Annotated in this window: 25 protein-coding genes; 7 read left to right on the top strand and 18 right to left on the bottom strand. The window is 68.9% G+C overall.

Going from position 1 to position 25,075, the window contains the following annotated elements; genetic code table 11:
* Positions 1-8 precede the first annotated feature (8 nt).
* Positions 9-1,838 (bottom strand): glycoside hydrolase family 15 protein, encoded by a 1,830-nt coding sequence (locus ACFYL6_RS05390; RefSeq protein WP_387168262.1) that lies wholly within the window; start codon positions 1,836-1,838, stop codon positions 9-11.
* A 165-nt stretch (positions 1,839-2,003) separates the two neighbouring features.
* Between ACFYL6_RS05390 and ACFYL6_RS05385 the strand changes: the two genes are divergently transcribed.
* On the top strand, positions 2,004-2,429 hold the full coding sequence (locus ACFYL6_RS05385; RefSeq protein WP_387167788.1) for a VOC family protein: 426 nt from the start codon (positions 2,004-2,006) through the stop codon (positions 2,427-2,429).
* 14 nt (positions 2,430-2,443) lie between these two features.
* Here the strand turns inward: ACFYL6_RS05385 and ACFYL6_RS05380 are convergent, their stop codons facing one another.
* Both ACFYL6_RS05380 and ACFYL6_RS05375 read right to left on the bottom strand, forming a co-directional pair.
* On the bottom strand, positions 2,444-3,658 hold the full coding sequence (locus ACFYL6_RS05380) for an aromatic acid exporter family protein (protein WP_387167785.1): 1,215 nt from the start codon (positions 3,656-3,658) through the stop codon (positions 2,444-2,446).
* 64 nt (positions 3,659-3,722) lie between these two features.
* Positions 3,723-4,019 (bottom strand): DUF6582 domain-containing protein, encoded by a 297-nt coding sequence (locus tag ACFYL6_RS05375; RefSeq protein WP_091393391.1) that lies wholly within the window; start codon positions 4,017-4,019, stop codon positions 3,723-3,725.
* A 175-nt stretch (positions 4,020-4,194) separates the two neighbouring features.
* On the opposite strand from ACFYL6_RS05375, the gene ACFYL6_RS05370 reads away from it, so the two are divergent.
* Complete coding sequence (locus ACFYL6_RS05370; RefSeq protein ID WP_387167781.1) at positions 4,195-5,385, top strand: DUF1996 domain-containing protein; 1,191 nt, start codon at positions 4,195-4,197, stop codon at positions 5,383-5,385.
* A gap of 44 nt (positions 5,386-5,429) precedes the next feature.
* Here the strand turns inward: ACFYL6_RS05370 and ACFYL6_RS05365 are convergent, their stop codons facing one another.
* The gene (locus ACFYL6_RS05365; protein ID WP_387167778.1) at positions 5,430-8,105 is read right to left on the bottom strand and encodes an RICIN domain-containing protein; all 2,676 of its coding nucleotides are present in this window, start codon (positions 8,103-8,105) and stop codon (positions 5,430-5,432) included.
* Positions 8,106-8,334: 229 nt separating this feature from the next.
* On the opposite strand from ACFYL6_RS05365, the gene ACFYL6_RS05360 reads away from it, so the two are divergent.
* The gene (locus ACFYL6_RS05360; protein ID WP_387167775.1) at positions 8,335-8,676 is read left to right on the top strand and encodes a hypothetical protein; all 342 of its coding nucleotides are present in this window, start codon (positions 8,335-8,337) and stop codon (positions 8,674-8,676) included.
* 272 nt (positions 8,677-8,948) lie between these two features.
* Here the strand turns inward: ACFYL6_RS05360 and ACFYL6_RS05355 are convergent, their stop codons facing one another.
* From ACFYL6_RS05355 to ACFYL6_RS05345, 3 genes are all read right to left on the bottom strand, one after another.
* Positions 8,949-11,936, bottom strand: coding sequence for a glycoside hydrolase family 3 C-terminal domain-containing protein (locus ACFYL6_RS05355; RefSeq protein ID WP_387167772.1), 2,988 nt, complete (start codon positions 11,934-11,936; stop codon positions 8,949-8,951).
* Between the two features lie 242 nt (positions 11,937-12,178).
* Positions 12,179-12,529: a DoxX family protein gene (locus ACFYL6_RS05350; protein ID WP_387167769.1), complete on the bottom strand. Its 351-nt coding sequence runs from the start codon at positions 12,527-12,529 to the stop codon at positions 12,179-12,181.
* 76 nt (positions 12,530-12,605) lie between these two features.
* On the bottom strand, positions 12,606-13,544 hold the full coding sequence (locus ACFYL6_RS05345) for an oxidoreductase (RefSeq protein WP_387167766.1): 939 nt from the start codon (positions 13,542-13,544) through the stop codon (positions 12,606-12,608).
* Between the two features lie 95 nt (positions 13,545-13,639).
* Between ACFYL6_RS05345 and ACFYL6_RS05340 the strand changes: the two genes are divergently transcribed.
* The gene (locus ACFYL6_RS05340; RefSeq protein WP_387167763.1) at positions 13,640-14,278 is read left to right on the top strand and encodes a TetR family transcriptional regulator; all 639 of its coding nucleotides are present in this window, start codon (positions 13,640-13,642) and stop codon (positions 14,276-14,278) included.
* Positions 14,279-14,319: 41 nt separating this feature from the next.
* Here ACFYL6_RS05340 and ACFYL6_RS05335 read toward each other — a convergent pair whose 3' ends face one another.
* Together ACFYL6_RS05335 and wrbA are read right to left on the bottom strand one after the other, a co-directional pair.
* Entirely contained in the window at positions 14,320-15,426 is a 1,107-nt protein-coding gene (locus tag ACFYL6_RS05335; RefSeq protein WP_387167760.1) for a hypothetical protein, read from the bottom strand.
* 119 nt (positions 15,427-15,545) lie between these two features.
* Positions 15,546-16,154 carry an NAD(P)H:quinone oxidoreductase gene (gene wrbA / locus ACFYL6_RS05330; protein WP_387167757.1) on the bottom strand — a complete coding sequence of 203 codons (609 nt, stop codon included), beginning with the start codon at positions 16,152-16,154 and terminating at the stop codon, positions 15,546-15,548.
* Between the two features lie 142 nt (positions 16,155-16,296).
* On the opposite strand from wrbA, the gene sigJ reads away from it, so the two are divergent.
* Both sigJ and ACFYL6_RS05320 read left to right on the top strand, forming a co-directional pair.
* Positions 16,297-17,229 carry an RNA polymerase sigma factor SigJ gene (gene sigJ / locus ACFYL6_RS05325; protein ID WP_387167754.1) on the top strand — a complete coding sequence of 311 codons (933 nt, stop codon included), beginning with the start codon at positions 16,297-16,299 and terminating at the stop codon, positions 17,227-17,229.
* Positions 17,230-17,328: 99 nt separating this feature from the next.
* A complete protein-coding gene (locus ACFYL6_RS05320) occupies positions 17,329-18,393 on the top strand; it encodes a cobalamin-independent methionine synthase II family protein (RefSeq protein WP_387167751.1) in 1,065 nt (354 codons plus the stop codon).
* Between the two features lie 22 nt (positions 18,394-18,415).
* Here ACFYL6_RS05320 and ACFYL6_RS05315 read toward each other — a convergent pair whose 3' ends face one another.
* The 6 genes from ACFYL6_RS05315 to amcA (ACFYL6_RS05290) all read right to left on the bottom strand — a co-directional run bounded on the left by ACFYL6_RS05315 (position 18,416) and on the right by amcA (ACFYL6_RS05290) (position 21,509).
* Positions 18,416-18,952: a kinase gene (locus ACFYL6_RS05315; RefSeq protein ID WP_387167748.1), complete on the bottom strand. Its 537-nt coding sequence runs from the start codon at positions 18,950-18,952 to the stop codon at positions 18,416-18,418.
* A 15-nt stretch (positions 18,953-18,967) separates the two neighbouring features.
* Positions 18,968-19,630: a pentapeptide repeat-containing protein gene (locus tag ACFYL6_RS05310; protein WP_387167745.1), complete on the bottom strand. Its 663-nt coding sequence runs from the start codon at positions 19,628-19,630 to the stop codon at positions 18,968-18,970.
* A 61-nt stretch (positions 19,631-19,691) separates the two neighbouring features.
* Positions 19,692-19,871, bottom strand: a complete 180-nt coding sequence (amcA, locus tag ACFYL6_RS05305; protein ID WP_387167742.1) for a multiple cyclophane-containing RiPP AmcA — start codon at positions 19,869-19,871, stop codon at positions 19,692-19,694.
* Positions 19,868-21,004: a cyclophane-forming radical SAM peptide maturase AmcB gene (amcB, locus tag ACFYL6_RS05300; RefSeq protein WP_387167739.1), complete on the bottom strand. Its 1,137-nt coding sequence runs from the start codon at positions 21,002-21,004 to the stop codon at positions 19,868-19,870. The genes amcA (ACFYL6_RS05305) and amcB overlap by 4 nt, the downstream gene beginning before the upstream one ends.
* Entirely contained in the window at positions 21,001-21,348 is a 348-nt protein-coding gene (locus ACFYL6_RS05295; protein WP_387167736.1) for a hypothetical protein, read from the bottom strand. Before ACFYL6_RS05295 ends, amcB begins: the two co-directional genes overlap by 4 nt.
* Positions 21,345-21,509, bottom strand: a complete 165-nt coding sequence (gene amcA, locus ACFYL6_RS05290; RefSeq protein WP_327031735.1) for a multiple cyclophane-containing RiPP AmcA — start codon at positions 21,507-21,509, stop codon at positions 21,345-21,347. The genes ACFYL6_RS05295 and amcA (ACFYL6_RS05290) overlap by 4 nt, the downstream gene beginning before the upstream one ends.
* 370 nt (positions 21,510-21,879) lie before the next feature.
* Between amcA (ACFYL6_RS05290) and ACFYL6_RS05285 the strand changes: the two genes are divergently transcribed.
* Positions 21,880-23,106, top strand: a complete 1,227-nt coding sequence (locus tag ACFYL6_RS05285) for a helix-turn-helix domain-containing protein (RefSeq protein WP_387167733.1) — start codon at positions 21,880-21,882, stop codon at positions 23,104-23,106.
* Between the two features lie 6 nt (positions 23,107-23,112).
* On the opposite strand, the gene ACFYL6_RS05280 is transcribed toward ACFYL6_RS05285, so the two are convergent.
* The 3 genes from ACFYL6_RS05280 to ACFYL6_RS05270 all read right to left on the bottom strand — a co-directional run bounded on the left by ACFYL6_RS05280 (position 23,113) and on the right by ACFYL6_RS05270 (position 24,737).
* Positions 23,113-23,793 carry a YdcF family protein gene (locus ACFYL6_RS05280; RefSeq protein ID WP_387167730.1) on the bottom strand — a complete coding sequence of 227 codons (681 nt, stop codon included), beginning with the start codon at positions 23,791-23,793 and terminating at the stop codon, positions 23,113-23,115.
* A gap of 147 nt (positions 23,794-23,940) precedes the next feature.
* The gene (locus ACFYL6_RS05275) at positions 23,941-24,141 is read right to left on the bottom strand and encodes a hypothetical protein (protein ID WP_387167727.1); all 201 of its coding nucleotides are present in this window, start codon (positions 24,139-24,141) and stop codon (positions 23,941-23,943) included.
* Positions 24,117-24,737: a DeoR family transcriptional regulator gene (locus tag ACFYL6_RS05270; protein ID WP_387167724.1), complete on the bottom strand. Its 621-nt coding sequence runs from the start codon at positions 24,735-24,737 to the stop codon at positions 24,117-24,119. Before ACFYL6_RS05270 ends, ACFYL6_RS05275 begins: the two co-directional genes overlap by 25 nt.
* Positions 24,738-25,075: the final 338 nt, after the last annotated feature.

Genomic DNA, 25,075 nt, shown 5'->3' with positions numbered 1-25,075 from the left:
GTGGACGGTCAGCGCTGCTGGTCGAGCAGGTCGTCGAGGTGAGTCGCTGTGCTGATCAGCGAGAGGTGACTGAATGCCTGCGGGAAGTTGCCGATCTGCTCACCGGTCGGCGCGATCTCCTCGGAGTAGAGGCCGAGCGGGTTGCTGAAGGTGAGCATCTTCTCGAAGGTCAACCGCGCGTCGTCGATCCGGCCGGCCTGGGCGAGGGCCTGCACGTACCAGAAGGTGCACATGCTGAAGGTGCCCTCGGTGCCGGCGAGGCCGTCCGGAGAGGCGTTCGGGTCGTAGCGGTAGACGAGGCTGTCGGAGACCAGCTCGGCGTCGATTGCCCGCAGTGTCGACTCCCACATCGGGTCCATCGGCGAGATGAAGCCGAGCCCGGGCATGGCAAGCAGCGAGGCGTCCAGGATGTCTGTGCGGTAGTGCTGCACGAAAGCTTGACGCCCCGGGTGGAAGCCACGCTTCATGACCTGCTCGTAGATGGTGTTGCGTTCAGTCGTCCAACGGGTGGTGTCACCGGGGCGCCCACGGCGCTGCGCGAGGCGGATGGCGCGGTCCAGCGCCACCCAGGACATCATCCGTCCGTACGTGAACTCCTGCCGCCCGGACCGGGTCTCCCAGATGCCGTCCTCGGGCTGGTCCCAGTGCTCGCAGAGCCAGTCCATCAGCTCTGCCGTCTTCCGCCACCCTTCGTACGGCGCGATCAGGCCATTCCGGTCGGCGAGTTCCAGGGAGTTGAGCGCCTCGCCGTGAATGTCGAGTTGCAGTTGGCCCGACGCGCCGTTGCCAATGCGCACCGGTGCCGACCCGCGGTATCCCTCCAGATGGCTGAGCACTTCCTCGGGCAGGTCCGGTGAGCCGTCGATCCGGTACATGATCTGGAGGGGCAGATCGGGGTCCCGTGCGTCCCGGATGCGCGCGTCGAGCCAGAGCAGATACTTCTCGGCCTCGTCGGTGAAGCCCAGGCGGAGCAGCGCGTGCACGGAGAAGGACGCGTCCCGGATCCAGGTGTAGCGGTAGTCCCAATTCCGCTGCCCGCCGATCTGCTCGGGTAGCCCCGCGGTGGGCGCGGCGACCAGGGCGCCGGTCGGCGCGTACGTCATCAGCTTGAGAGTCATCGCCGATCGCTCGACTGCCTCCCTCCAACGGCCCCGATAGCGGGAACGGTCCACCCACCGCCGCCAGAAGTCGCGGGTTTCGGCGAGCAGTTCGCACGCCTCCTCAGTGCTGAGTGCTCGGGGCGCGTGCGGGCAGGCCGTCTCCACGACCACTCCGCCGATGTCACCCGCGTGCAGGGTGGACCGAGCCGATACGCCCTGCGCGTCGCGGTGGATGGCCCCCGCGTCGATCAGCCCTTTCGCATCCTTGAAGAGCGTGAGGGTGAGGTTCAGTGTCTGGCTCCGGAAGACGTCGCCCTCGGGGTGCACCTCAAGCTCGAACGGATCGCGTCCGTAGTTGAACCGGGGCTGACAGACGAAGCGGAACGGCATGCTGCCCCGGATCATGCGAACCAGCCGGATCAACCGGTGCCGGTTGGTGGCCCGTTCACCCGTGACGGGCATGAAGTCCAACAATTCGCCCACGCCGTCGGCACTGTGGAAGCGGGTGATGAGGATCGGTGTACCGGGCAGGTAGAGCTGCTTGCTCGCGTAGTCGATGCCGTCGGGCGACAGCTGGAAGTGGCCACCCTTGCGGCGGTCCAACAGCGCGCCGAAGATGCTCGGTGAGTCGAAGCGGGGCGCGCAGAACCAGTCGACAGTACCGTCCTTGGTGATCAGTGCCGCGGTCTGTAGATCACCGATCAGACCGTGGTCCTCGACTGCCGGGTAGCTGTCCACGCTGTCCCCCGCCATCAGTACTGGCAATAGCGGCGACTACCCGGGAACCGTCGAAAAATGCTGCCTGCGGCTCGACCGGGTCGAGACCCACCGCTCATTGCGGAAGCAAACCTTCCGCAATCGTCGATAGCGTCGACACCAACGACATCGACGAGGGGACACCTGATGAGCCTGCGAGGATTTGCCACCCTGAACATCTGGGCGGACGACGTGGCAGCGGCCACGGCATGGTACGCGGACTTCCTCGGCGTCGAGGCGTACTTCATGCGCCCCGGCCCCGACGGACGCCCGGCCTACACCGAGTTCCGGGTCGGGGACTACCAGGCCGAACTGGGCATCATCGACCGCGGGTACGCACCGGCCGGCGCGGCGACCGGGCCGGGCGGCGTGGTCATGCACTGGTGCGTCGACGACCTCGACGCGACCGTCGAGCGGCTGTTGGCGATGGGTGCCACCGAGTACCAACCGATAACACCGCACGGGGACGAGGGGTTCATCACCGCGGCGGTCGTCGACCCGTTCGGCAACGTGCTGGGCGTCATGCGGAACCCGCACTACCTCGACGTCCTCGCGTCCCTCAAGGCGACCTGACGGGTGATCGGGGCTCAGTCCCACTCGTCCCGATCCACCGTCCGCCGCACCAGGGCTGCCGCCTCGTCGGCGTCCAACCCGCTGGCCATGAGCAGGTCGTGTGCCGAGGTACGAAAATCACCTGCGGCGATCATGCCCGAGTAACCCAACCGGTGGGTGTGTGGGCGGGTGGGATCCGGCGCGGCGGGCCCCTGCGCCTTACCGACCAGCTCGACGGCGGTCAGGATCTGCTGGCGCGCCTGCTGCGGCTCGGCCCGCGCGCGGATGGCGCACCGCAGCGTCTGCACACTGTCGGCCAGCACGTCGATGGCCACGGGGAGCTCCTCTGGCACCGGTTCGCCGTCCCGCAGGGCCTTCGTCAGCCTCCTCGCGATCGCGCGCACGCCGTACAGGGTGCGCTCCATGTGTCGGACGGCATCGGTGTAGTAGGCCAGGGAGGGGCGCTCCCGCCAGCGCAGTGGCGCCAGTCGCACCACCTCCTGCGCGGCGCCCAGCCCCTCGTCCAGCGCCGTCAGCCGGGAGCCGAGGCCCCGTAACGCCTCCAGGCTCCGCTGGGCGCCGTCAAGATCCCGAAGGCGCAGCGCCGCGGCCAGGTCGTGCATGGCGACGATGGCCGGGTCGAGGACTGGTTCGGCCAGCCGCTGCACCGTCCGCTGCGGGTGGATGGGCACCACCAACAGGCCGACCGCCAACCCGACCAACCCGCCGACCGCCGCGTCGACGAAGCGTGGGACGGACAGGTCGCGCACGGGCGGTTCCAGGGTGGCGATGAGCACCGCGGTGCCACCAGCCTGGGTGAGCAGTGAACCACCACCCTTGAGCAGGATGGCGACGATGATCGCCAGGACGACGACCAGGCCGGTCTGCCAGGCACCGATGCCGAACAGCGGCATGAGCGTGTCACCGACGGCGAGCCCGAGAACGACCCCGACCAGCAGCTCGACGGTACGCCGCAGGCGTGAGCCCATCGCGGCGGCCACGATGCCGACCGCGGTGGTGGGTGCGAGCACCGGGGCGGGATTGTCCAGGAACTGGTACCCCACGAACCAGGCGATCGTCGCCGCGACGCCGGCCTGCACGGCGAGCAGCCCGTAGAGGCGGAGGCGCCAGGCGCGGGAATGCAGCCCGTGCCGCACCCGCTCACCGAGGCCGGCCCAGGTGCGGTCGACCCGGGACGCCCGGTGCGGGGGCTGATCGTTGTCAGCTGCCGGCTCCTGTTTGGCGGGCATCCGCGCCGCTTACCCAGCGGAGGCGAACCCATCCGGTCAGCGAGCCAGTTCGTGTGGGTGTCCGTCAGTGGGCGGGGTTCGGTGTGTGCGGGAGTTTGCCGAGTTGACGCCAGTTCGTCTCGGCGACGTCGACACCGTAGTGCTTGGCGGCGGCGAGGATGTTCTGGAAGGCCAGGTCCCGGTCCTTGTCGGTGACGCCCTGCACCTGATCGAACCGGGCGACGGCATTGCGGACGTGACTGGCATCGGTCATCGGTTCCTTGCGTTTCCCGGGGAACGCGAAGACGGTCTCCGGCAGCTCGCGCTTGTCCTTGTCCGACAGGCCGCCGTGCTTCTCGTGGGGTTTCCAGGTCGATTTCATGGCCCAGCATTACCCGCGCCCTGTCCGGCAGCACCTCCGAGGCCGACATTTTCCGGGCACAGCCCGCGTACTTTAAGGAAGGTTTAAAGACCTTCCGAGCGCGGGCCGCAAGCGCCTACGATTCGGCCGCCGTGGCCGCTCGGGTCATCCTGGCGTCTACTCGTTGGAGTGACCCGTGTCGTACGAAGGCCCGCCGCCGCCCCGTCATCGCGTTCCTGGCTGGCTCACCCGCAACAGGCTGGGCGTGGGCGTCGGTGCGGTGGCCGTCCTCGTCATCGCGGCGGGAGGCGTGTACCTGGGCAACGGCGCACCGCAGCCGGAGCCGTCGAACGCGGCCAACGCCGTCGAGTACCCGTCGTCACCGGCCGGGCAGCCACCGTTGCCCGGCGCGGCGGTGCCGGCCTCCGCGACGCCGTCGGCCGCCACGACCCCGTCGCCCGGCGCGACGCCGTCGACCGCTGCCGCGCCGAAGGTCCCGGCAACCGGCTGGGTTCCGGTCGATCGTGCGGCCTGGAAGGCGCAGGCCGACGCGTACCGGGCGTTGAAGATCGACCCCGTCCCGTCCGGGGTGGGTAACCTCCCGGAGTTCCGGGCGGACTGCCAGTACAGCCACCGGCTACCCGACGACCCGATCGTCGCCCCCGGCCTACCGGGCGCGTCACACATGCACTCGTTCGTCGGCAACAAGGCCGTCGACGCGAACACCGTCGCCGGGGACCTGACGAAGTTCACGGCCACCTCCTGCAAGCCGGTCCAGGACCACTCCGCCTACTGGGTGCCCACCCTCTACGACAACGCCACGGGAAAGCCGGTCGAGACCAGCGGGTTCCGGGTTTACTACCGCTCGCTCGCCAAGAACTCGACCGGCCAGATGCCGATGCCCAACGGCCTGCGCATGATCTCCGGTGACGCCAAGAAGAAGAAGCCGACGCCGCGCGGCGCGACCGGCCAGTTCTACTGCGCCTTCTACGGCCCCGGCGACCTCGATGGCATCGCCCGTAGCACCAACGGCAACTGGCCCATCTGCGGGGGCGACGCGACGCTGCACTTCATGATGCAGTTCCCGGACTGCTGGGACGGCAAGCACCTGGACAGCCCCAACCACAAGGACCATGTGGCGTACGGCAGCGGCAACTCCTGCCCGACCAGCCACCCGGTCCGGATTCCGGCGATCACCTTCGACATCCAGTACCCGGCGAAGGGCACCCCGGCGGGCTACTACCTCTCCTCCGACAAGGAGGGCAAGAGTGCCTCGTCGATGCACGGGGACGCGTTCGTGATGTGGGACGTCAACACCATGAACAAGCGCACCAAGAACTGCGTCCAGGGACGCCGGACCTGCGACAACTACGGCTACCAGAAATAGCCGGGGCCAGGCCCGTGTCGGCCTGGCCCCGGGGTCTGGTCGGGTCAGCTACGCAGCGTCCACTGCTGGTTCGTGCCGCCATTGCAGGACCAGAGGATGAGCTTGGTGCCGTTGGCGGTGGCCGCGCCGTTGGCATCAAGACACAGCCCGGACTGGGCGTTCGTGACGGTGCCGTTGCTGTTGACGTTCCACTGCTGGTTGAGCCCGCCGTGGCAGTCCCAGATGATGACCGCGGTGCCGTTGGCCGTGCCGGCCCCGGAGGCGTCCAGGCACTTGTTGCCGTACACGGTCAACTGCTTGCTGGTGGTGTGGGTCCACCGCTGGTTGGTGCCGGTGGAGCAGTCCCAGAGTTGCGTCTGAGTGCCGTTGGTGGTTGAGGAGTTGGGCACCTCGGCACAGCGGCCGGACTGGGCACCCACGAGTTGTCCGCTCCCCGTACCGCTGCCACCGCCCTGCTGCTGCCGGACGATCGCTGTCGACTCGGCCGACCGGTTGCCCTGAGCGTCGACGACGTAGAGCCGGTACTCGCCCTGAGTGGTCGGCACCGCGATGGACGTGGCGGTGCCGGCTGCCCTGGTCATCGTCGCACCGGCGGTAAAGGTGGTCGTGCCGTACGGAGCCAACCAGACCGACCTGGTGGCGTCGCCGATGCTCCGGATCGGAATCGACGCGGTGGCACTGGTGACGAAGGTGCTGGCCGGCAACACATAGTTCGGCGCGGAGAAATTGCTCGCCGGAATGATGTCCCGGTACGCCTCCTCAAGGCCGGAATTCGCGGCGATACCGTACGCCGTCGCCGGCCAGACATAGTCGGAGGAGACGAGGATGTCACCGACCGTACTGTTCGGCAGATTCTTGTTCGAGACCTTGTTGATCGGGCCGTAGATCTGCGTGATGCTCAGATCGTGCTTCCGCCCGAAGTCGTCCGAGTTGATCATCCAGGTGACGTTCTTGTCGATACTCAGGACGTTGTCTCGGAACGTGATGAACGCCGATCCCTCGTCCGGGTGCAGTCCGTACTTGTGGCCCGACGGAACACCCTGGAGGTAGTTGTTGGTGATGGTGGTCCCGGGCTGGCTCCCGAGCGTGTAGATGGGGGCGGTATCGCTGAGACGCTGCACCGTGTCGATGATGTGGTTGTAGCTGATGGTGTTGTTTCTCGCCGTCGTGGTCGGTCGGTTCGGCACGATCGAGCCCGACGATCCGTCGAAGTTCCACCAGCCCCAGCCGAGCGTGATGCCCGACCACGGGGTCTTCTCGATCCGGTTGCGCTGGATGGTGAGGGTGTCGGCGAAGTACGCCGAGATGGGGCTGTGCCCGTTGAACAGGACCGCGCTGTCGTAGAGGTAGTTGTTCTTGATGTCGATGTTCTTCGGTAGCCCCTCGACCGACGCGGAGTACTTCTCCCGGTTGGTCGACGTACCGTCCCCGATATAGACGTGCTGGGGATGGCCGACGGTGATGGCGGACCCGGCGATGTCGTTGGTGTGGTTCCCGATCAACTGCGTGCTCTGCACATCATTGATCATGTTGACCCCGTCGGCGCCGGTGTGCTGGATCCGGTTGCGCTGCAGGAGGATCCCGTCGGCGTTCTGCAGGTGGATGATGCCGGGAGTCACATCGACGTTGCGGTAGTAGTAGACGTGGAAGTTTCCCTTGGCGTACACGTTCGCGCTGAGGTTGCCCTGCTGCGCCTGCTTGAACGACGATCCCGCGACGTTGACCAAGTTCCAGTCGGAGTGCTGCACCGTCAGGCCGGAGAAGGTGATGTTGCGCGCGTGGCTGCTCGTCGAGGTGCCGGCCACCCGCAGCACGGTGGTCACGTTGTTCGGCGCGTAGACCGTCGCGGTCGACATGTTCTCGGCGCTGGCCTTGTAGTAGTACAGCGTCCGGCTGGTCTTGTCGAAGTAGAACTCACCGGGGGTGTCCAGGAACTCGTAGGCGTTCATGACCTTGTGGGTGCCACCGACCTGGGCGTTGCCATTGAACGCGCCCTGCGCGATGGCCGCGCCCGGTTGCTGGAAGAGGGCGACCCGGTTCGCGCCGTCGGAACTCGTGGTCACCTGGCGGACGCCGACGATGGCCGTGGTCCAGGTCGTCCCGGTCTCGATCTCGATGTCGTCCTGATTGCTGGCGATGGCCGGGAAGTCGTTGAGGCTGTACTTGGCGCCGTCACACTGCGACCCCGACTCCCAGGCCCACGAGGCCTGGTTGGCCGTGATGTTGTACGTCCCGTAACACCCCGCCGAGCTGATCGTCTTCGACGCCATGTACGCGCGCTTGTCATTGACGTAGAGCGCCCGCAGCTTGTTGGCGCGGTCGAGCGGCGCCTTCCAGATGTTGCCGCTGTGCTGGCTCCACCCGGTCACCTGGACGCCACCATCGAGGACCGGCTTCTCATTGGGGTAGGCCCCGTAGCTGATCCGGAATCCGTTGGTGCCGGAGTCGCTCGGCCCGAATTCGACAGTGCTGCTCACCGGATAGGTGCCACCACGGAGAAGGACATTGACGTCGCCGGTCATGTTCGCGTTTATCGTACGGACGACGTCCCGGGCCCGTTGCAGAGTCCGGAACGGCGATTGCAGGGTGCCCGGATTGGCGTCGTTACCGTCCGGGGCGACATAGTAGGTCGCCTGGACTGCGGCCGATGCCGGCAGTTGGTTTGTCAGCACGGCTGGCAGCGTGGCGGCGATAAGCGCCGCCACCGCCAACACTGACATTCGAGCGGTGGATATGGCTGACTTCACGTCTGTTCCTCTCGCTGGTCGTCGACGTGGTGCCCAACGTGCGTATCGAGCGACGAGTACGGAACAGCGACGCCACTAAGGGCCGGCGGGGACTTCCGTCGCCCCGACCGCACTCTTTGTTAATCGCCCCGAAATTCTTACTGGGAGCGTAGGTCACACGTCTGACCAATGCAACCGTCAATTGGGGGGCGTCTATGTAGAAATGCTGCTGGATCGGGCAGATCAGCCGCGCTGGCCGCACACCTCCGCCTGCGTCGTCCGACGAATCCGCAGCGACACGGCGGGGTCCGGGCTCCGGGCCTACCTGGCGGAGTCCTTCGCCGAGGAGTCCCGCCCCGCGCAGGTCTGGTTCGGCGAGCCACAGGTCGACGGCGATGCCGCAGCCGTGGAGTACTGGGCGGTGGTCCACATCAAGGACCAACCCATGACCATCAGCGGATGCACGATGCTGCGTTTCGACGAGGTGGGCCTGGTTGCCGAGGCCCGCGACTACTCGCACGTACAGGAAGGCCAACACTCGCCGCCGGCCGGCCTGTTCGAGTGATGCGACGCGGCGCACCCGGATTTTCGAACGGCGCCGGCAGCACGATCAGCGGTTGCACTGTGACGTGGGCCTTCACCCGCAGCACGGTGCGCTGACCGATCGCGAGCGGTCAGGGCGACCCGGGGCCGTCGGTCCAGGGGGCGCAGGTGGCGCGGCGTTCGGGTTCCTCGGCTCGTCCACCGGCACGCCCGGCACACCGACGCTGACCTGCACGGCGAGCTGACCAACGAGGCCGGGGCCGGGTCGACGATCGACCCGGCCCCGGGCTCCGGTCACCTGATGGAGAATTCCGCCAGCCGCAGCGGGGAGTCGAACACCAGGTACACGTCGTGGGTGCCGACGGCCCGGGCCAACTCGGTGCTGGTGCTGACGTACCGGTAGTCGTCGCCGGTGCTGGGCACGTTGGCCGTGCCGAGCAGCCGACCGGTGGGCGACCCCAACCGGACCTGGATGGTGCCGGCCCCCGCACCGGCCTTGGCGACCTTCGCGGTGAAGGTGCGCGCGCCGGCACCCAGCGCGGAACCGTCGAAGGAGATCCACTCACCGGCCGCGGTGGCACCGACCGCCGTACCGCTGGGTTTGGTCTCGTCGACGAGCCGGACCCCGGCGTACCGGTCGAAGTTCTCCGCCCTGGTGGGTCGGGACAGGTCGCGGGCCGGGATGGTCTCGCCGCGGACCCGGACCGCGGCGCGGGCCCGGATGTCCTCGGCGGACGCTCCGACCATCAGGTCGTGCACGGACGACTCGACCACCCATCGGCTACGGGTGACGTCCCAGTGCGCCAGGTCGGCGGCGGGCAGGCGCAGGGTCACCGTTCGGGTCTGCCCGGGCGCGAGCTTCACCTGCTGGAACGCCTTGAGCTGGCGGATCGGGGTCCTGTCCCGCGAGGTGCGCTGGTGGGTGTAGAGCTGAACGACCTCGGTCCCGGCCCGGCTGCCGACGTTTGTCACGTCGACACTGGCCGTGATGGTGCCGTCGGCCGCGACCGACTGGGCACCGGCACGCAGCTGGCCGTACCGGAACCGGGTGTACGACAGCCCGTGGCCGAACGGGTAGAGCGGCTTCGCGGTGCTGTACAGGTAGGTCTGCCCGGACGAGATGATGTCGTACTCCAGCAGGTCCGGCGGCAGTTGCGAGTCCGACCGGTACCAGGTCTGGGTGAGCCGGCCGGACGGGTTGCGGTCGCCGAAGAGAACGTCGGCGATGGCGTGACCGGTCTCCGCGCCCGCGTGGGTGGTCCAGACGATGGCCGGCACGTGCTCCTGCTCCCACCGGATGGTGACCGGGTAACTGGTCTGGAGCACGAGCACGGTCCGGGGGTTGGCTCTGGCCACGGCCTTGACCAGCGCCTCCTGGCCGGCGCTCAGCGCCGTGGAGGTCCGGTCGTGTGCCTCGCGGCCGTTGATGAAGGGGTTGCTGCCGACCACCAGCACGGCCGTGTCGGCCGCCTTGGCCGCCGCCACGGCCCGGTCGATTCCGCTGCTGACCACCTCGCGACTGAAGTGGGTCGCGGCGGCCGGGGTGGATGCGCCGAGCTTGAGGGCGCCGTCGTCGCCGACCGTCACGTACGTGTCGGCGCCGAACCAACTCTCCTTGGTCTCGTAGCCCACGTACCGCAGCACCACAGTCCCGTCGGCCTGCGGCTCCAGCTTGAACTGCTGTTGGACGTACCAGCCGTTCGGCTGCTCATCACGGGTGAGGAACGGTCCCCAGTTGTAGCCGAGGTAGCGACCGTTGGCGGCGTTGCGCATTGTCACCACGTCCTGCCCCCAGTCGACCACGTCGAACTGGGCGTCGAGCGAGGCGGTGGCGCCGGTCGCGGCGACCGGGTTGGCGTCGGTGGTGCCGGTGGCCGTGACGTACCGGCCGGTCGCCGCGTCCTTCAGGGCGATCCGGTCCGCCCCGTCGAGCCCGCTCACACTGGCCGAGCTGCCCAAACGTTCGCGGATGCCGCCGAGCGCGGTCACCTGGTACGGCAGGTCGCCGCCGTACCAGTCCGAGTAGAGGTTGTCGGCCAGCGGGCCGAGCACCGCCACCTTGCGGGTCCGGGCCGGGTCCAGCGGTAGCGCCTGCCGCTGGTTCTTCAGCAGCACCATCGCCTCACCGGCGGCCTGCCGGGCCAGTCGCTGGTGTTCGGGGCTGTTGATGACGTCCGGGGTGATGCCGCCGTACCGGCCGCCGCCCGGATCGAACTCACCCAGCCGGAACCGGACGTTCAGGATCTCGCGGATCCGGGCGTCGATGTCCCGCTCGGTGAGCAGGCCGGTCGCCAGCGCCTGCTTGATGGCGGTGATGGTCGGCTGCGCGTTGGTGTCGTCGGTGATGAAGCTGTTCAGGCCGGCCTTGATGATCGCGGCGTTCCCCTCGGCCTGGGTGGCGTAGTACCCCTGGGAGGCGACGAGGTTGTTCGGCGCCCAGGCGTCGGTGACGTTCATCAGCGGCTGGTCGGTCCAGTCGCGTACCACCGTCGCGAGGTCCGGGTCCACCGTGGCCGGACGGCCGTTGACCAGGTTGTACGCGGCCATCACCCCGGTCGCCGCGTCGGCGGCGATGGCCGGTTCGAAGGCGGCACGGTCGTACTCGTTGAGCACCCGAGGCGGCACGTTCGAGGAGGTCACGTCGCGCCGGACCTCGTTGTTGTAGGCCAGGTAGTGCTTGAGGGTCGGTGCGCTCTTCAGGTGGTTCGGGTCACCGCCGGTCATCCCCGAGCCGTAGGCGGTGGAGATCGCCGCGGTGAGCAGTGGGTCCTCGGAGTAGCCCTCCTCGTTGCGGCCCCACCGGGGGTCGCGCAGCAGGTTGACCACCGGCGCCCAGAGGTTGAGCCCCCAGACCTGGGGGTTCTGCGCGTGGTAGCCGCGCGCCTCGTCGCCGACGGCCGAACCGACCTGCCGGATCAGGTCGGTGTTCCAGGTGCTCGCCATGCCCACCGGCTGGGGGAAGACGGTGCCGCGGGCCTTGACCACCGCGCCGTTGTTGTCGATGTCGGTGGACCAGGCCACCCCGTGCAGCGCCTCGGTGCCGGTCTTGAACAGGCCGATGCCCAGCCGGGGAATGGCCGGCTGGTACTGGTGCAACCACGAGATCTTCTCGTCCAGGGTGAGACGGCCGAGCAGGTCGTCGACCCGGGCGTTCACGGGTAGGTGTGGATCTCGGAACGGGTAGGTGGGCGGCTCGGCGAGCGCGGTGCCGGGAACGGCCGGTAGGGCTAGCAGGGCGAGCGCGAGCGCGGTGATTCCGCGCCGAAGGCGCCAGTTCCGCATGCGGTTCTCCTCATGTCGTACGACAGACGCCCAGCGGGCGCCGAGACCGGCGTGACCAGGCTCGACACCCGGCTGACGGGCCTGAACGACGAATCGTCGAAGCGCTTCGACGACCCGGCCGCGTCACCACGGCCATGATTGTTGTGATCCGCGAACTATAGATGCACGCCAATGACTCGGCAATACCGGCTTGACCCCCGATGCCAACGCCCACGGTGTCCCCGCACGTCGGAGCTGACGATTCACCAGTGGTAGAGCACGTTCACTGTCAGTGCGGCAACCACGGTGACGAAGAAGACGGCCCAACCCACCAACTGGCGGGAGCCGACGCGCAGGTGCGCGATGAGCGCGCCGATGAAATACAACACCAGGCCAGCGGCGGCGAGAGTGCCGAGCAGCGGTACGGCGAAGCCGACCAGCAGCCCCAACGACCCTGCCGCCAGCGCCAGACCCAATCGCGGTACCCACGACCGGGGCACGCGCTTCATGTCCGCCTGGGCCTTCGGATAGTCGTGGCCGATCAGGTAGGTCACAGCGGCGATGCCGGTGAAGACCGACGCGAGAATGGTGACCGTGACGTAAGCAGCGAACATTGTTCCTCCATTGTGGTTGCTCGCCACCTGGACGACCCAGCCCGGCGGATTGTGACGGCCGCTGGATGTCCCGCGATCAGTTCGCCGGTCGCAGCGCGCCGAACCGTACGCCAGTGGCCTGCTCGGACAGCTCCCACAGACGGCGGCCGTACTCCGGGTCGGTCGCGGCCGCGGACAGTTTCGCCGGCGCGGGGTGCCCGCGCAGTTCGCCCGGCCCGCCGGGGGCGACGAGCTGGCCCGGCTGCGCCTTCGGGTCGGTGGCGGCGAACAGCTGCGGCCAGACTCCACGGTCGACCGGCTGAGCCAGGAGCGGGTTGCCGATCCGGCCCAGCAGCAGCCGCCAGATCGGCGTGGTGCCGCTGCTCTGCAGGTTCGTCGCGGTGTAGCCGGGGTGGGCGAGATAGCTGCCCAGCGGGCTGGCCACGGCGCTGAGCCGCCGGTGCAACTCGTAGCCGAAGATGGCGTTGGCCAGCTTGGACGTGTTGTAGAAGCCCATCGGGGAGTAACCGCCCACCCCGGTCGGGTCGTCGAAGCGCACCTTCGCCTGCCGATGGTTGACCGAGGTGACCGTGACCACCCGCGGATCCCGGCCGGCCAGCAGGAGGTCGAGCAGGAGCCCGGTGAGAGCGAAGTGCCCGAGGTGGTTCGTCGCGAACTGCACCTCGTGCCCCTGCGGGCTGAGGGTGCGGGGCAGGGCCATCACCCCGGCGTTGTTGACCAGCACGTCCACCCGACGGTGGTCGGCGTGCATCCCGTCGGCGAACATCCGTACCGAGTCGAGGTCGGCGAGGTCGATCCGCCGGACCTCCAGGTCGCCACCGGGCCCGGCCGCGGCGATGTCCGCCGCCACCCGCCGGCCCCTCTCCTCGTCGCGGACGGCCAGCACGACGCGCGCACCGCGGGCGGCGAGCGCCCGGGTGGTGACCAGGCCGAGGCCCGCCGTGGCACCGGTGACGACAAAGGTACGGCCGCTCAGGTCGGGGATCTGGTCAGTGGACCAGCCATTGACAGTCATGCGACCCACTGTGCTATCGGTGGCACTCAGTGTCAAGCAATGCGCGTGATGCCAACATGGGCATGACGTGGCACCGCATGACGTAGCATCGGCGGATGAGATCTCGTACGGACAACAGCCTGGCCGAACGCAAACGCCAGCTTGTTGCCGACGAACTGCGTGACGCCGCCCTGATGCTCCTCGCCACCAAGGGCTTCGACGTGGTGACCGTCGACGACATCGTGGCGGCGGCCGGCATGTCGCGGCGTACCTTCTTCCGCTACTTCGCGTCCAAAGAGGACGTCGTCGTCCGGTTCCTGGCCGACACCAGCGCGGACATCATCACCGAACTCGCCGCCCGGCCACCCGCCGAGGCGCCGTCGGTCGCGCTGCGCCACGCCCTCTGGGTGCCGCTCGCCGCCTGCAACGACCAACCGGAACACTCCGAGCGAGCCCGAGTCGTCGTCCGTCTCATCCTGGACACCCCCGCCCTGCACGCCCGCTGGCTGGAACGCCAAATCCAGTGGCGCGCCGAGTTGGCCGCCGAGCTGGCCAACCGCTGCGGCCTCGACCCGCACATCGACCCCTACCCCCGGATGGCGGCCGGGATGGCCCTGCTGGCACTCGACACGGTGCTCCAGCGGTGGCAGCCGGGCGACGACGAACAGCACCTGGCCGAGCTGATGGACCAGGCGTTCGCTGTCGTGGCCCCGGCCCTCGACGCGCCTACCGCGCCGAGTCCCCGTCACCGTTGAGCTGACGGCGGTCCACGGTCACGTCACGTCTCTGGCCCAGGTCATCGGAAGGAGGGCTTGGGTAGGTCCGCGACGGCAAGCCGGTCGGCCCGCTCGCGCAGGTGCCGGGCGATCTGGTCGCTGGCCAGGGTGAAGCCGGCGGTAAAATCGGCGTCGAGGGAGATACCGGTCGCGGCGACGTGATGGTCGGCCTGCTGACGCAGCTCGCGGGCAAGCGTGTTACGCCAGCGGATCACCTCCTCGGTCAGGTGCGCCCGCTGAGCTGCCAACTGCCGCTGCGTCGCGGCCAACTGCTCCTCGATCCGTTCGAGACGGCCCAGCGTCTCATCGAGACGGTCGAGCTCCGGCAGCTCGGCCATGATCGCCCGCCCGAGCGCGGCCGGGTCCACGCTCGGGCCGCCAGGATGCAACGGCTCGATGGCGCTGGTCACCCGCGCCGTCCACTGCTCGCGCCGGGCGTCCCGCTCGTGCGGGAGTGCCGCCACCGCGTCGCGTAGGGCCACCAGCACCGGCGTGGGCAAATCGGTCCGGTCTGCGGACGGATCAGTCGCGGCCAGGACGCCACGGCGGGGGTTGCGCTCCGGCATCCCCTCGAGCTCACTTGCCCGATGCGCCATCTGCTTGACGAACCCGGCGTACGCGGCCCGGTAGCCGACCTGGTGTTCGCCCTCGCCGGCCACCGGTGCGTGACCGATCCGCTCCGCCTCGAGCCGGAGGGCATCGGCGATGGTGGTGTCCGGATCGCCGATCTCGAAGGCCGGGTCCGGGCCGTGCAGCACCAGTTCGCGCAGCGTGCCGAGCAGGCTCTTGGCGTGCTTGCAGCGATCCCGCGCGCTCGCCATCAGGTCCAGCTCCGGCACGGCGTGCCAGACCGCCCAGGCCGCGGCGGTCGCGTTGTCCTTCTCCACCGGCGCGTGCCGCTGGATCATCTCGCCGATCTCGTACACCCGCACGGGTATGCGCGTGTGCCTCGTCGACTCCAATCGCCGCAGCAGAGCCAGCAGCTCGGCCCGGTTCTCCGGCTGGGCCGCCGCAAGGTCCCGGATCAGCGCCCGCAGGTCGGACGGCCAGATGGCCTGTGGTACGCCCGGGCCTGGCCGGCGCAGCGGATAACGCGATCCGCGTCGAAGTCGATTCCACCAACCCATCGATCCAGCGTTGCACCCGGCGTGGATCACCCGCAATGCGTCCGGTACGGCCTTTTCGGACTTAGCCGAACCAGGCGTGCTGAGTGCGGCACCGCCGTCTGGCCGTACTGCCCGCTTCGTCAGGCAGCGCGGCCGGCCTTGAGGTGGGCGGCGACGTCGACGACGCGGCGGGCCTGGTGGCGGGCCGCTTGCAGGATCACCTCACCGGGCGGGCCGTCGCCGACCACGTGGGAGGTGCCGTAGGGGTTGCCGGACCGGAACTGGATGGGGTCGGTGTAGCCGGGCGGCACGATGATGCCGCCCCAGTGGCAGAACGTGTTCGCCAGCGCCAGGAGGGTGGATTCCTGCCCGCCGTGAGCGGTGTTGGAGGCGGTGAAGGCCGAGTACACCTTGTCCGCGAGCTTGCCCTGGAACCACAGCGGGCCAGTGGTGTCGATGAACGCCCGCAGCTGGCTGGCCGGGTTGCCGTAGCGGGTGGGCGTGCCGAACAGCACCGCGTCGGCCCACTCCAGGTCCTCGTGGCCGACCTCGGCGACGTCGGCGGTGTCCTTCAGGTGTCGCTCCCACTCCGGTCTGGCGCCGACCGCCTCCGGCGGGGCGGTTTCGGCGACCTTCCGCAGTCGCACGGTGGCGCCCGCCTTCTCGGCGCCCTCGGCGGCGGCCTGCGCCAAGGTGTGTACGGTGCCGGTGGAGCTGTAGTAGACGATCGCGACGTGCACGGGTTCCACGATTGGTTTCCTTCCTGAGCGGGTCTGACCGGTACGACGAGACAGCCATCCGAGATGTGAGGTGCCGCGCGGACCTCACAATCGGGGGCGACGGTTCGTCATGAGTGGTGAGTCAGATCGTTCGAAGGAGCCGCTGACACCCATGACAACCCCGTCCGAGCCGGAACACGGCCGACCCGATCCGGGCCTGAGCGCGATCATCAGCGAGCGCCGACAGCTGACCAACCTCGCGTACCGACTGCTGGGCTCCCTGGCCGACGCCGAGGATGTCGTCCAGGAGACCTACGCCCGCTGGTACGCCATGTCCCCCCGGCAACAGGAGGACATCGAATCGCCCGGTGCCTGGTTGACGACCGTTGCCAGCCGCATCTGTCTGGACCTGCTCGGCTCGGCGCGGCTCAGGCGCGAACGGTACGTGGGCGAATGGATCCCCGAGCCGCTGCCCGACCGGGCGGAATGGATCAGCGGGCGGTCCGCCGGCTTCTCCGACCCGGCCGACCGGGTCACCCTCGACGAGTCGGTCAGCATGGCCTTCCTCGTCGTACTCGACGCGCTGACCCCTGCCGAGCGGGTCGCGTTCGTCCTGCACGACGTCTTTCGCTACCCCTTCGCCGAGGTGGCCGCGATCGTCGGCCGTACCCCGGCGGCATGCCGCCAGCTCGCCTCGTCAGCCCGCCGACGCATCCGCGCCCCGCGACCTGACACGGCCTCGTCAGCCCGGCACGCCGCAGTCGTCCGGGCCTTCAAGCGCGCCTGGGAGGCCAATGACATCGACGCGCTCATCGGTCTGCTGGCCCCCGACGCCACGGCGACCGGCGACGGCGGAGGGCTCGTCACCGCCGCGCCCCACCCGGTCGAAGGCGCCGAGCAGGTCGCCCGCTTCTTCGTCGGCCGGCCCACCTCGGCGGCCGGCGTAACGCTCCTGGAGTGCACGGTCAACGGTCAGCCCGGTCTGGTGGCTCGACTGGACGGCGTCACCGTGTCGGTGATGGCGTTCGACATCACCGGCGGCCGCATCGACCACGTCTGGGCCGTACTCAACCCCGACAAGCTGCGCTCCTGGATCACCGGCTGACCACGCCGAAAAAGAAACTGCGCGCCCGTCCTCCACGGAAGCCCGAAGTGCGCACGCTGGAAGATGCGCCGCCCGTCATCCGCCAATAGCTTGACGGCCATGATTCTCCCGACCGAGCCGATCGGAAGCTTTCCGCGCCCGTCGGTGCTGCTGGCCGCCATCGTCGATCACGCCGCCGGGCGGATCGGGCAGGCTGCTCTGGACGCGCGGTACGACGACGCCGTGCGGGACACCATCGCCACCCTTGAGCGGATCGGCTCACCTGTGGTCACCGACGGCGAACAGCGCAAGCCGAGCTTCGCGACGTACCCGCTGTCGGGTCTGGACACCCTGGCGCCGGACGGCGCCGTCATCCCGTTCGCCGACGGCCATACGCGGCAGCTTCCCCGCCTCACCGCAGGACCGTTCCGCTACGCGACGCGATCGCAGACGTACCTGACCGCCGCGCGACGGCACGCGACCGTGCCGGTCAAACAGGCGGTCATCGCGCCGTCCGCGCTCAGCCTGCTGTATCCGGAGGACGGTATCGACGGGTACCCCCGAGAGGCGTTCCTCGACGACCTGGTTGACGAGGCGGAGGCCGACATCCGCGGCGCGCTGGACGCCGGCGCTCAGACCGTGCAGCTGGACTTCACCGAGGGCCGGCTCTCGATCAAGCTCGACCCCTCCAAGGCGCTGCTGCAGGCTTTCGTGGCCCTGAACAACCGTGTGCTCGAGCGGTTCGCTCCGCACGAGCGCGCGCGCATCGGCGTGCACACATGCCCCGGCGGCGACCAGGACTCCACCCACAGCCTTGATGTGGACTACGTCGAGCTGCTGCCGAGCCTCTTCGCGATCGACGCCGGCGTCTTCTACGTGCAGCTCGCCGGCGAGCCCGAGCCGGGACGGGTGCTCGCCGCGATCGCTGAGCATTCCCGGCCGCACCAGCGGATCTTCGTCGGCGTGACCGACCCGGTCGACCCGGTGGTGGAGACCGCCGACCAGGTGCGCGACCGCGTGCTACGGGCCGCTGAGTACATCCCGCCCGACCGGCTCGGCACCTGCGACGACTGCGGGTTCGCGCCGTTCGCCGACGACGTGTCCACGTCGCGGGACACGGCGTGGGCCAAGGTACGCGCCCGGGTCGAAGGAACCGCCCTGGCCGCCGAGCATCTGGCCGGGTGAGGGCAGGGCCGTAAGAGCTGGCTCATGCAGGCGTCTGGGGTAGGCCGGCGGCAGCGGCGATGGCCTCGACGGCCTCGTCCAGGCCCGTGGTCTCGGGGAGAACGAGTTCGTCGGGCCAGCCCAGGACGTCATGGACGGCGTACCAGCCGCTCATCTGCTCGGCGGTGAACTCACTGACCTGCGGACGCGTGAGGTGCCGGCGCAGGGTCTCAGCCAGGGACACGTCGAGATAGCAGAACAGCGACCGGCCGCGGTGGCCGTCCCGCAGGGAGGTCAGCATGCTGCGGTAGCGGCTGCTGTGCATGATGCCTTCCAAGACCACGTGGTAGCCGTGGTCGAGGGCGAACCGGACGGTCTGCCCGATCAGCGCAGGCGCAGCGCCGCCGGGCTTGTCCCGTTCGCGCAGCAGGATGCGGCGCAGGTAGTCCTGCTCCACCAGGGCGCAGCCCCGGCCGTGCCGGCGTCGTAGCTCGCGGGCGATGCTGCTCTTGCCGGAGCCGGAGTTGCCCCGGACGCAGACGAGGATCGTGTCCGGGCTGCCAGTGGGTTCGGCGAGCACGACGCCTCCTCGGCTTCAGTTGTTGCGAACGGCGAGGCCGAGGGCGGCGACGGTCAGCTGGGTGAGGTCAGGAAGTTGGTCCTCGCCGAGGGTGACGGCGCGCAGGTTGTCCAGCGGCGTCTTGAGGCCCTGGAGCCGGCTGCCCCGCAGGTCGGTGCCGTCGAGCTGGCAGGAGTCCAATTCCAGTCCGGCGAGGTCACATGACCGCAGCGCGATGCGGGGTAGTCGGCAGGAGGACCACGCGCCGTTGGCGAGAGTGCAGTCGGTGAACGCGACCGAGCCGGCGGCAGCGACGCGTTGGAAGGTGGCGTAGTCGAAGCGGCAGCCGTCGAACAGGACGTCCTTGAGGCGCACGTCGGTGAGTCTGGTGCCGGTGAACCGGGAGCCGGTAATGGCGCAGCGTTCGATGGTGACGCCGGTCAGGGTCGCGCCGGAGAAGTCGGTGCGCGTGATCTCGCAGCCGTAGAGGCTGCCGGCCTCCCAGGTGCTCTCGCTCAGGTCCGCGCCGGTGATCAGGCTGCTGCGGATAGGGACGTCCTCAAGGTTCGAGCCGTGCCACGCTGCGCCGTCGACGAGGGCCTCAGTGAGGCCGCCGGCCAGGTCCGTCGTGGTGTCGAGGTCGTCCGGTTCGAGGTCCGGCAGCAGAACCTTCACGTCGCCGATCGTGGTGGTGCGCATGTGTCCTCAACCTGTGTGAGCGCGGGGTGGGCACGCCCACCTCGCGCGTCCCGTGGTGGGCCTACTTCTTCTTGTTCCAGTTGTCCCAGCCGGGTCGACTGTCGAACTTACCCTTGTTGTCCCAAGCGGGGCGGTTGTCGAACTTCGCCGCGTCGATCGCTACCGACCGCTCAGGGTCGACGCCGAGGTGAGCGAGTTGCTCGGGTGCGGCGTTGACGAGGACCGCGAGAGCGTTGGTCATGGTGCTTCTCCTTGAGGGGCGAGGTGATCCGCGGCGGCGCGGACGAGGGCCTGTCGGGTGGTCCGGCAGTAGGCGGTTTCATGGGCGGTGAACGTCGCGTGCTCGAAGTAGCGGTTGCCGGCCTGGGCGCCGCGGCAGAAGTCGTAGAAGGCGCAGCGATCGGCGCAGTCGTTGAGGGCCGCAATGAACTCGGCGACGTAGCCCAGGTCGCTGGCGCCGGCAAGCATGGCGGTGATGGGCTGATGAAGGACGTTGCCGGCGATGAAGTCGCCGTATCGCGGCTCGGTGATGCCGAGCAGTTCCGGTGACAGCAGCACCACCTGCCCATCCCAAGAGACGGTCGGGATCGGCTCGTACGGCGCGTGGTCGACGCGGCCAGCGCGGGTGGCGGCGAGATAGTCGGCCAACCGGTCCACGTCGCGGATCCGCAGCGGGCTGCCGCCAACGCGACGTTCGATAAGGCGCTGCCAGAACCGGTACGCGGCGTCCTCCGACACCGGTGCCCGGTCGGCGCCCTCCTGCTCTTCGATGTTGAAGCCCACCGACTCGCAGCCGGGCAGGCCGGTGAAGAAGTCGATGAGGGCGTCCGCGTGGTCGATGGTTTCCGGGGTGACTACACAGATCACCGAATACCTCAGCCCTGCCTCGGCCAGGGTCTGTATGCCGCGCAGAGTGCGGGCGTCTGTTGACGTGCCGGCCCGGTCGAGGCGGTTCCGGTTCAACGCGCCCGGTCCGTCGATGCTGACCCCGACCTCGAACCCATAAGCGGTGAAGAGCTCGCACCATTGCCGGTTGATCAACGTCGCGTTCGTTTGGATCTCGTGACGCACCTTCCCCGCGCGCCGAAGCTCCTCGAACGGGGCCAATAAATCACGGAACAACCCGATGGGAGTGGCGATGGGTTCGCCCCCGTGCCACACGACGCTCACCGGATGACCGCTGTTCTGCTGGGCGATCGACTCGGCGCAAGCCTGCGCGACCGCGCCGCTCATCAGGCGGAGGGATCTCCGGTCGGGCAGGTAGCAGTAGGTGCAGTCGAGGTTGCAAAAGCTCGTCGGCTGCACGACCAGGGTGTGGAAGCTGCCGGCGACCGCCGGCTGGCCGGTGACGTTGATGAGGCCGATGCCGTTCACGAGGAGGCCTCTTCGATGCTGGCGGCCGTGGTGGTACTGACGCGGTAGGCGTGGGTGTGGCGGGCGGGCCAGCCGAGGAACCGGTCGAACATGTCGGCGGCGCTGCCCGTGACGCTCGGGTTGAGCCGATGCAGGTCGTCGATCGCGTCGTGCAGGCAGCCGGCCAGGTAGAGGAACAGGCTCACCGGCTCTTCCCGGTACTCGGCGAGGAGCGCGAGCTTCGCCGCGCCGCAGGGCCACGGCTGCCCGCACCGGCGGCACAGCCACAGCGGGCGCATCGACAGATGCTCTACCTCGGCTGGCGCGAGCCGGTTCGCCGCGAGACGGCGCTGCTGCCCGGTCACCGGCGACCACCCTCTCGGGCCTGCTGCTCGAACAGCCGACGCCACACGAAGGTGAGCAGCGGAGGATCAGCGCGCCGCACCTGCCCCTGTGAGGACGTCCACCTGGGCTCGGGGCGCCGGGACTGGCTGGCCATTGCGTTACGCGAGACGTACACCGTCATGCCTCCGCCCCCACCAGGAACGATGAGCGGCGGGCTCGCCGGGGGAATGGCGAGCCCGCCGCCGCATCACGGCGGCTGGGAGCAGGCCGCCGATCACCCACCCGCGCAGCCCTCATGGCGGTACGCAAGCGGGGAGAACGCCGAGACAGTTCGTTCCAGGACGGGCCGAGCCAGCGGCCCAAGCCGTGGTGTGGTGCGCCGCCCATCGATCCCTCCATCTGCAGCTCCCTGTTAGTCATCCCCGACACCGGCATCGACACGCGCCGGTGACCTGGGGTGAACTGAACGTAGGGGCGGTCCGTACGGAGGACCGGGAAAATCCGTACCGGGTCCGGCGGCCTTCAGCGGGCAGGGTGATGGTGTGCGAGGGATGACGGAAGACATGACCATCGGCCAGCGCGTCGCCTTCTACCGACGTCGACGAGGCCTCTCCCAAGAGGTGCTAGCCGGTCTGGTGGGCAAGACCCAGGAGTGGTTACGTAAGGTCGAGACGAACCGGGCCGACCTCGACCGGCTGTCAGTCATACGCGCGATCGCCAAAGCCCTCGACGTGTCCCTCGGCGACCTGATCGGTGCACCGAGCCTCTTCGAGTGGTCGGACGACTCAGGGCGCGAGACCATCCCGGCCTTGCGGGCCGCGCTTCACGACTATCGTCACCTCGCGCCGACGCTGACCAGCACGAGGGACGCCGAAGCGCCCGCCCTGCGCGAGATCGAGAACGACGTCGCCGAAATCTGGACCGCCTACCAGCACTCGCGATACGGCACCCTCGCCCGCCGGCTGCCCTACCTCATCCACGACTGCCTCACCGCCACCGAGGCGTACGACGGAGACGATGGCCAGCGAGCGCACGCGATGACCGCCTACGCCCACCAGCTCGCCGCGTTGTTCCTCACCAAGCTCGGCGAAGGTGACCTCGCGTGGACCGCAGCCAGCCGAGGGCTGGCCGCGGCCAACGCCAGCCACGACCACGTCGTCATCGGCTCGCTCAGCCGCTCCGCCGCGCACTCGCTGGCGTCCATCGGCGAATATGCGCAGGCTCGTGGCCTCGCCGCCACGGCGGCGCAGTTCCTGGAACCGCGGCTCGCCAAACCCACTCCGCAGCTGCTGTCGGTCTACGGCAGCCTGCACCTCGTCTGCGCGCTGGCCGCCGCCCGAGACGACGACCGCGCCTCCGCCGACACCCACATCGCCGAGGCCGATGCCGCCGCACGGCGGCTCGGCGCCGATGGCAACCACGTCTGGACCGCCTTCGGGCCGACCAACGTGTCGATCCACAAGACGACTGTGGCGATGGAACTCGGCGACGTGCAGCGCGCCATCGCCATCGGCGCCCCACTCGACACCAGCACCGTGCCCGTCGAGCGGCAGGTTCGGCACGCCATCGAAACCGCCCGGGCCCTTGCCCGGTGGAACCGCATCGACGACGCGCTCATGGCGCTCCTGGAGGCCGAGGTCATCGGCCCCGACCAGGTGCGCTACCACCAGCTCTCCCGCGACCTCGTCCGCGACATCCTCACCCGCCCCCGGCCACCCCGACTGGCCGTCGAACTCAGCGACCGGATGGGCGTCCGGTCGGGAGGACCCCGCTGGTAGCCGGGCTCAAATTAGCCGGCTCGTGTAGCCAGCCGCGACCAGGCGCTCGAACGCCGTCCGCACCTCGTCCGGAATCTCCTGCGGGATCGCGAACCCGCGCTCCGCGTACACCTCGATCCGCTGCGTGTCGCCTACCAGCATGTCCACCACCCGCCGCGAATCGCCGATGCTGCTCACGTAGTCGTCCAGTTCGAGTGGGTTCGACGCGCAGACCACATCGACCTCTGGCCACATCAACCTGCAGGTGGCGTAGGCCCGACGCTGTTGGTAGGGCCGCGACATGATCAGCACCGACTTCACCGGGATCCGGTGTTCGGTCAGGAGCTGACGGGAGTACTCCAGGTTCTGGGCGGTGTTCGTGGCACGCGGCTCCACGAGAATCGCTTCCGCGGGTACGCCCTGCTCGATGGTGTACTCGCGGTAGTGCACTGCTTCTCCACGCGGGAACCGCTCGACGGTCGTTGGGGCGTTCGCGCCGGTGAACACGATCCTTGGGAACAGGCCCTCGTGAAACAAGCGCGTCGCGATTACGGCCACGCCGAGATCGTGACTGCCCAACCCAATCCCCACGTCGCACGGGCGCAACTCGTGGTGCATGTCGTGGTAGCGCCACAGCGTCTCCACATCCGCCCGGATCGCGTCAGGGATCGCCTCGGCAGGTGCCGCTGCATGCCGGTTCATCAGCACCTACCAGGTCCGGTCCGCGCTGGGTTCCCTCATGCCGCCAGCGTAGGGCTAGCAGGGCAGCACGACGCCGCTGACTCCAGCACCACGCCGCTGACCTCGCCAGGACCAGAGGGCTGGGGGCGGCCAAGGCATCATGAAGGGGTGCGGTCAGGATCCGACCTCGATGAGGCAACGCCTGCCGCCTTCGCCCGGCACCTGCCACACCTGCTCGTCCGGCCACTGGCGATACAACAGCTGCCGTGTGGTCGTGGCGACAACGTTCGGCAGCGGCCCACGAAGCAGGTCGGCCTGCAGTCGTTCCTCCCGCTCGGCGTCCTGCGCGATCAGCAGAACCGCCCCGACCGGCACCAGCCGGTCCGCACGCCGGTAGCCGCCCAACAGTCCACCCAACCCTGGCGCCGGCCGCTCGTACTCGGCGACAACGTCTCCGGTCGGGCCACGGTCGACGTGTACCAGGAACCGCAGGCACCGACCGTCCTGCAGCCATACGCCGTAGCCGTCGGCCCGCACTGCGCCAGGTCGTGCTGGCGCAACCACGACGAGGTCTCCATCGTCGCCAGCCACTGGAACAACTCGCACCGCCCCGGGTTGCGCCGCGACACCTCGACCAACGGCAGAAACAGCAGGGCATCCGCCGCACTGGAGGGCCGCTGACCGAGCAGCAACGGAACCGGCCGCCCCGACTCCGTCAGGGCGTGCCGGAGCACCTCGGTCCCCTCGGCCGTGACCCCGTACCACCAGGTATGAGTCCGGTCCTCCGCCGAGCGCTCGCGGCGCACCAGTCCCGACTCGTACAGCCACACCAGGTCTCGGTGAGCGGTCAGCCGCGACACCGCGCAGACAAGCGCCACGTCCAGCGTCGACGCGGACCCATGCTGTGCCAGGTACGACAGGATCCGCCACCGCCGCGGGGACAGCCGCCGCACGGCATCCTGGTCACCCATTCCCTGATGATCCCTCCGAGCCCCGGCGGTCCGACATCCAGTTCGCCAAGGCTGTAACAGAGAGTGGTCGATGCCCTGATCGCAAGATCGGGAACCGGGACCACCGTGACCGGAGACAGCGCTCGCCGGAGGCCGTTGAACGAGGCGTCAACGGGCCGTGCGAGCACCCACATATCCAAACCGTGGTTTTGGGGCCGATTTTGGAGATCACTGTTCACTGAATCAGCCGAAGAGCTGAGGACAGAAGAGGCGAAGCGGTCAAACCAAGCCCCGAGTAGTTGATCTCCACGGAGAGCGCTGCACCGCGGCACCAATCTCCAGGAACGCCTGACACGCGC

Source organism: Micromonospora sp. NPDC007208, assembly GCF_042869175.1.
GTDB classification, from domain to species: Bacteria; Actinomycetota; Actinomycetes; order Mycobacteriales; family Micromonosporaceae; genus Micromonospora; species Micromonospora foliorum.
Note: the sequence above shows the minus strand (reverse complement) of the source record. Positions and strands in the feature narration are given on the sequence as shown.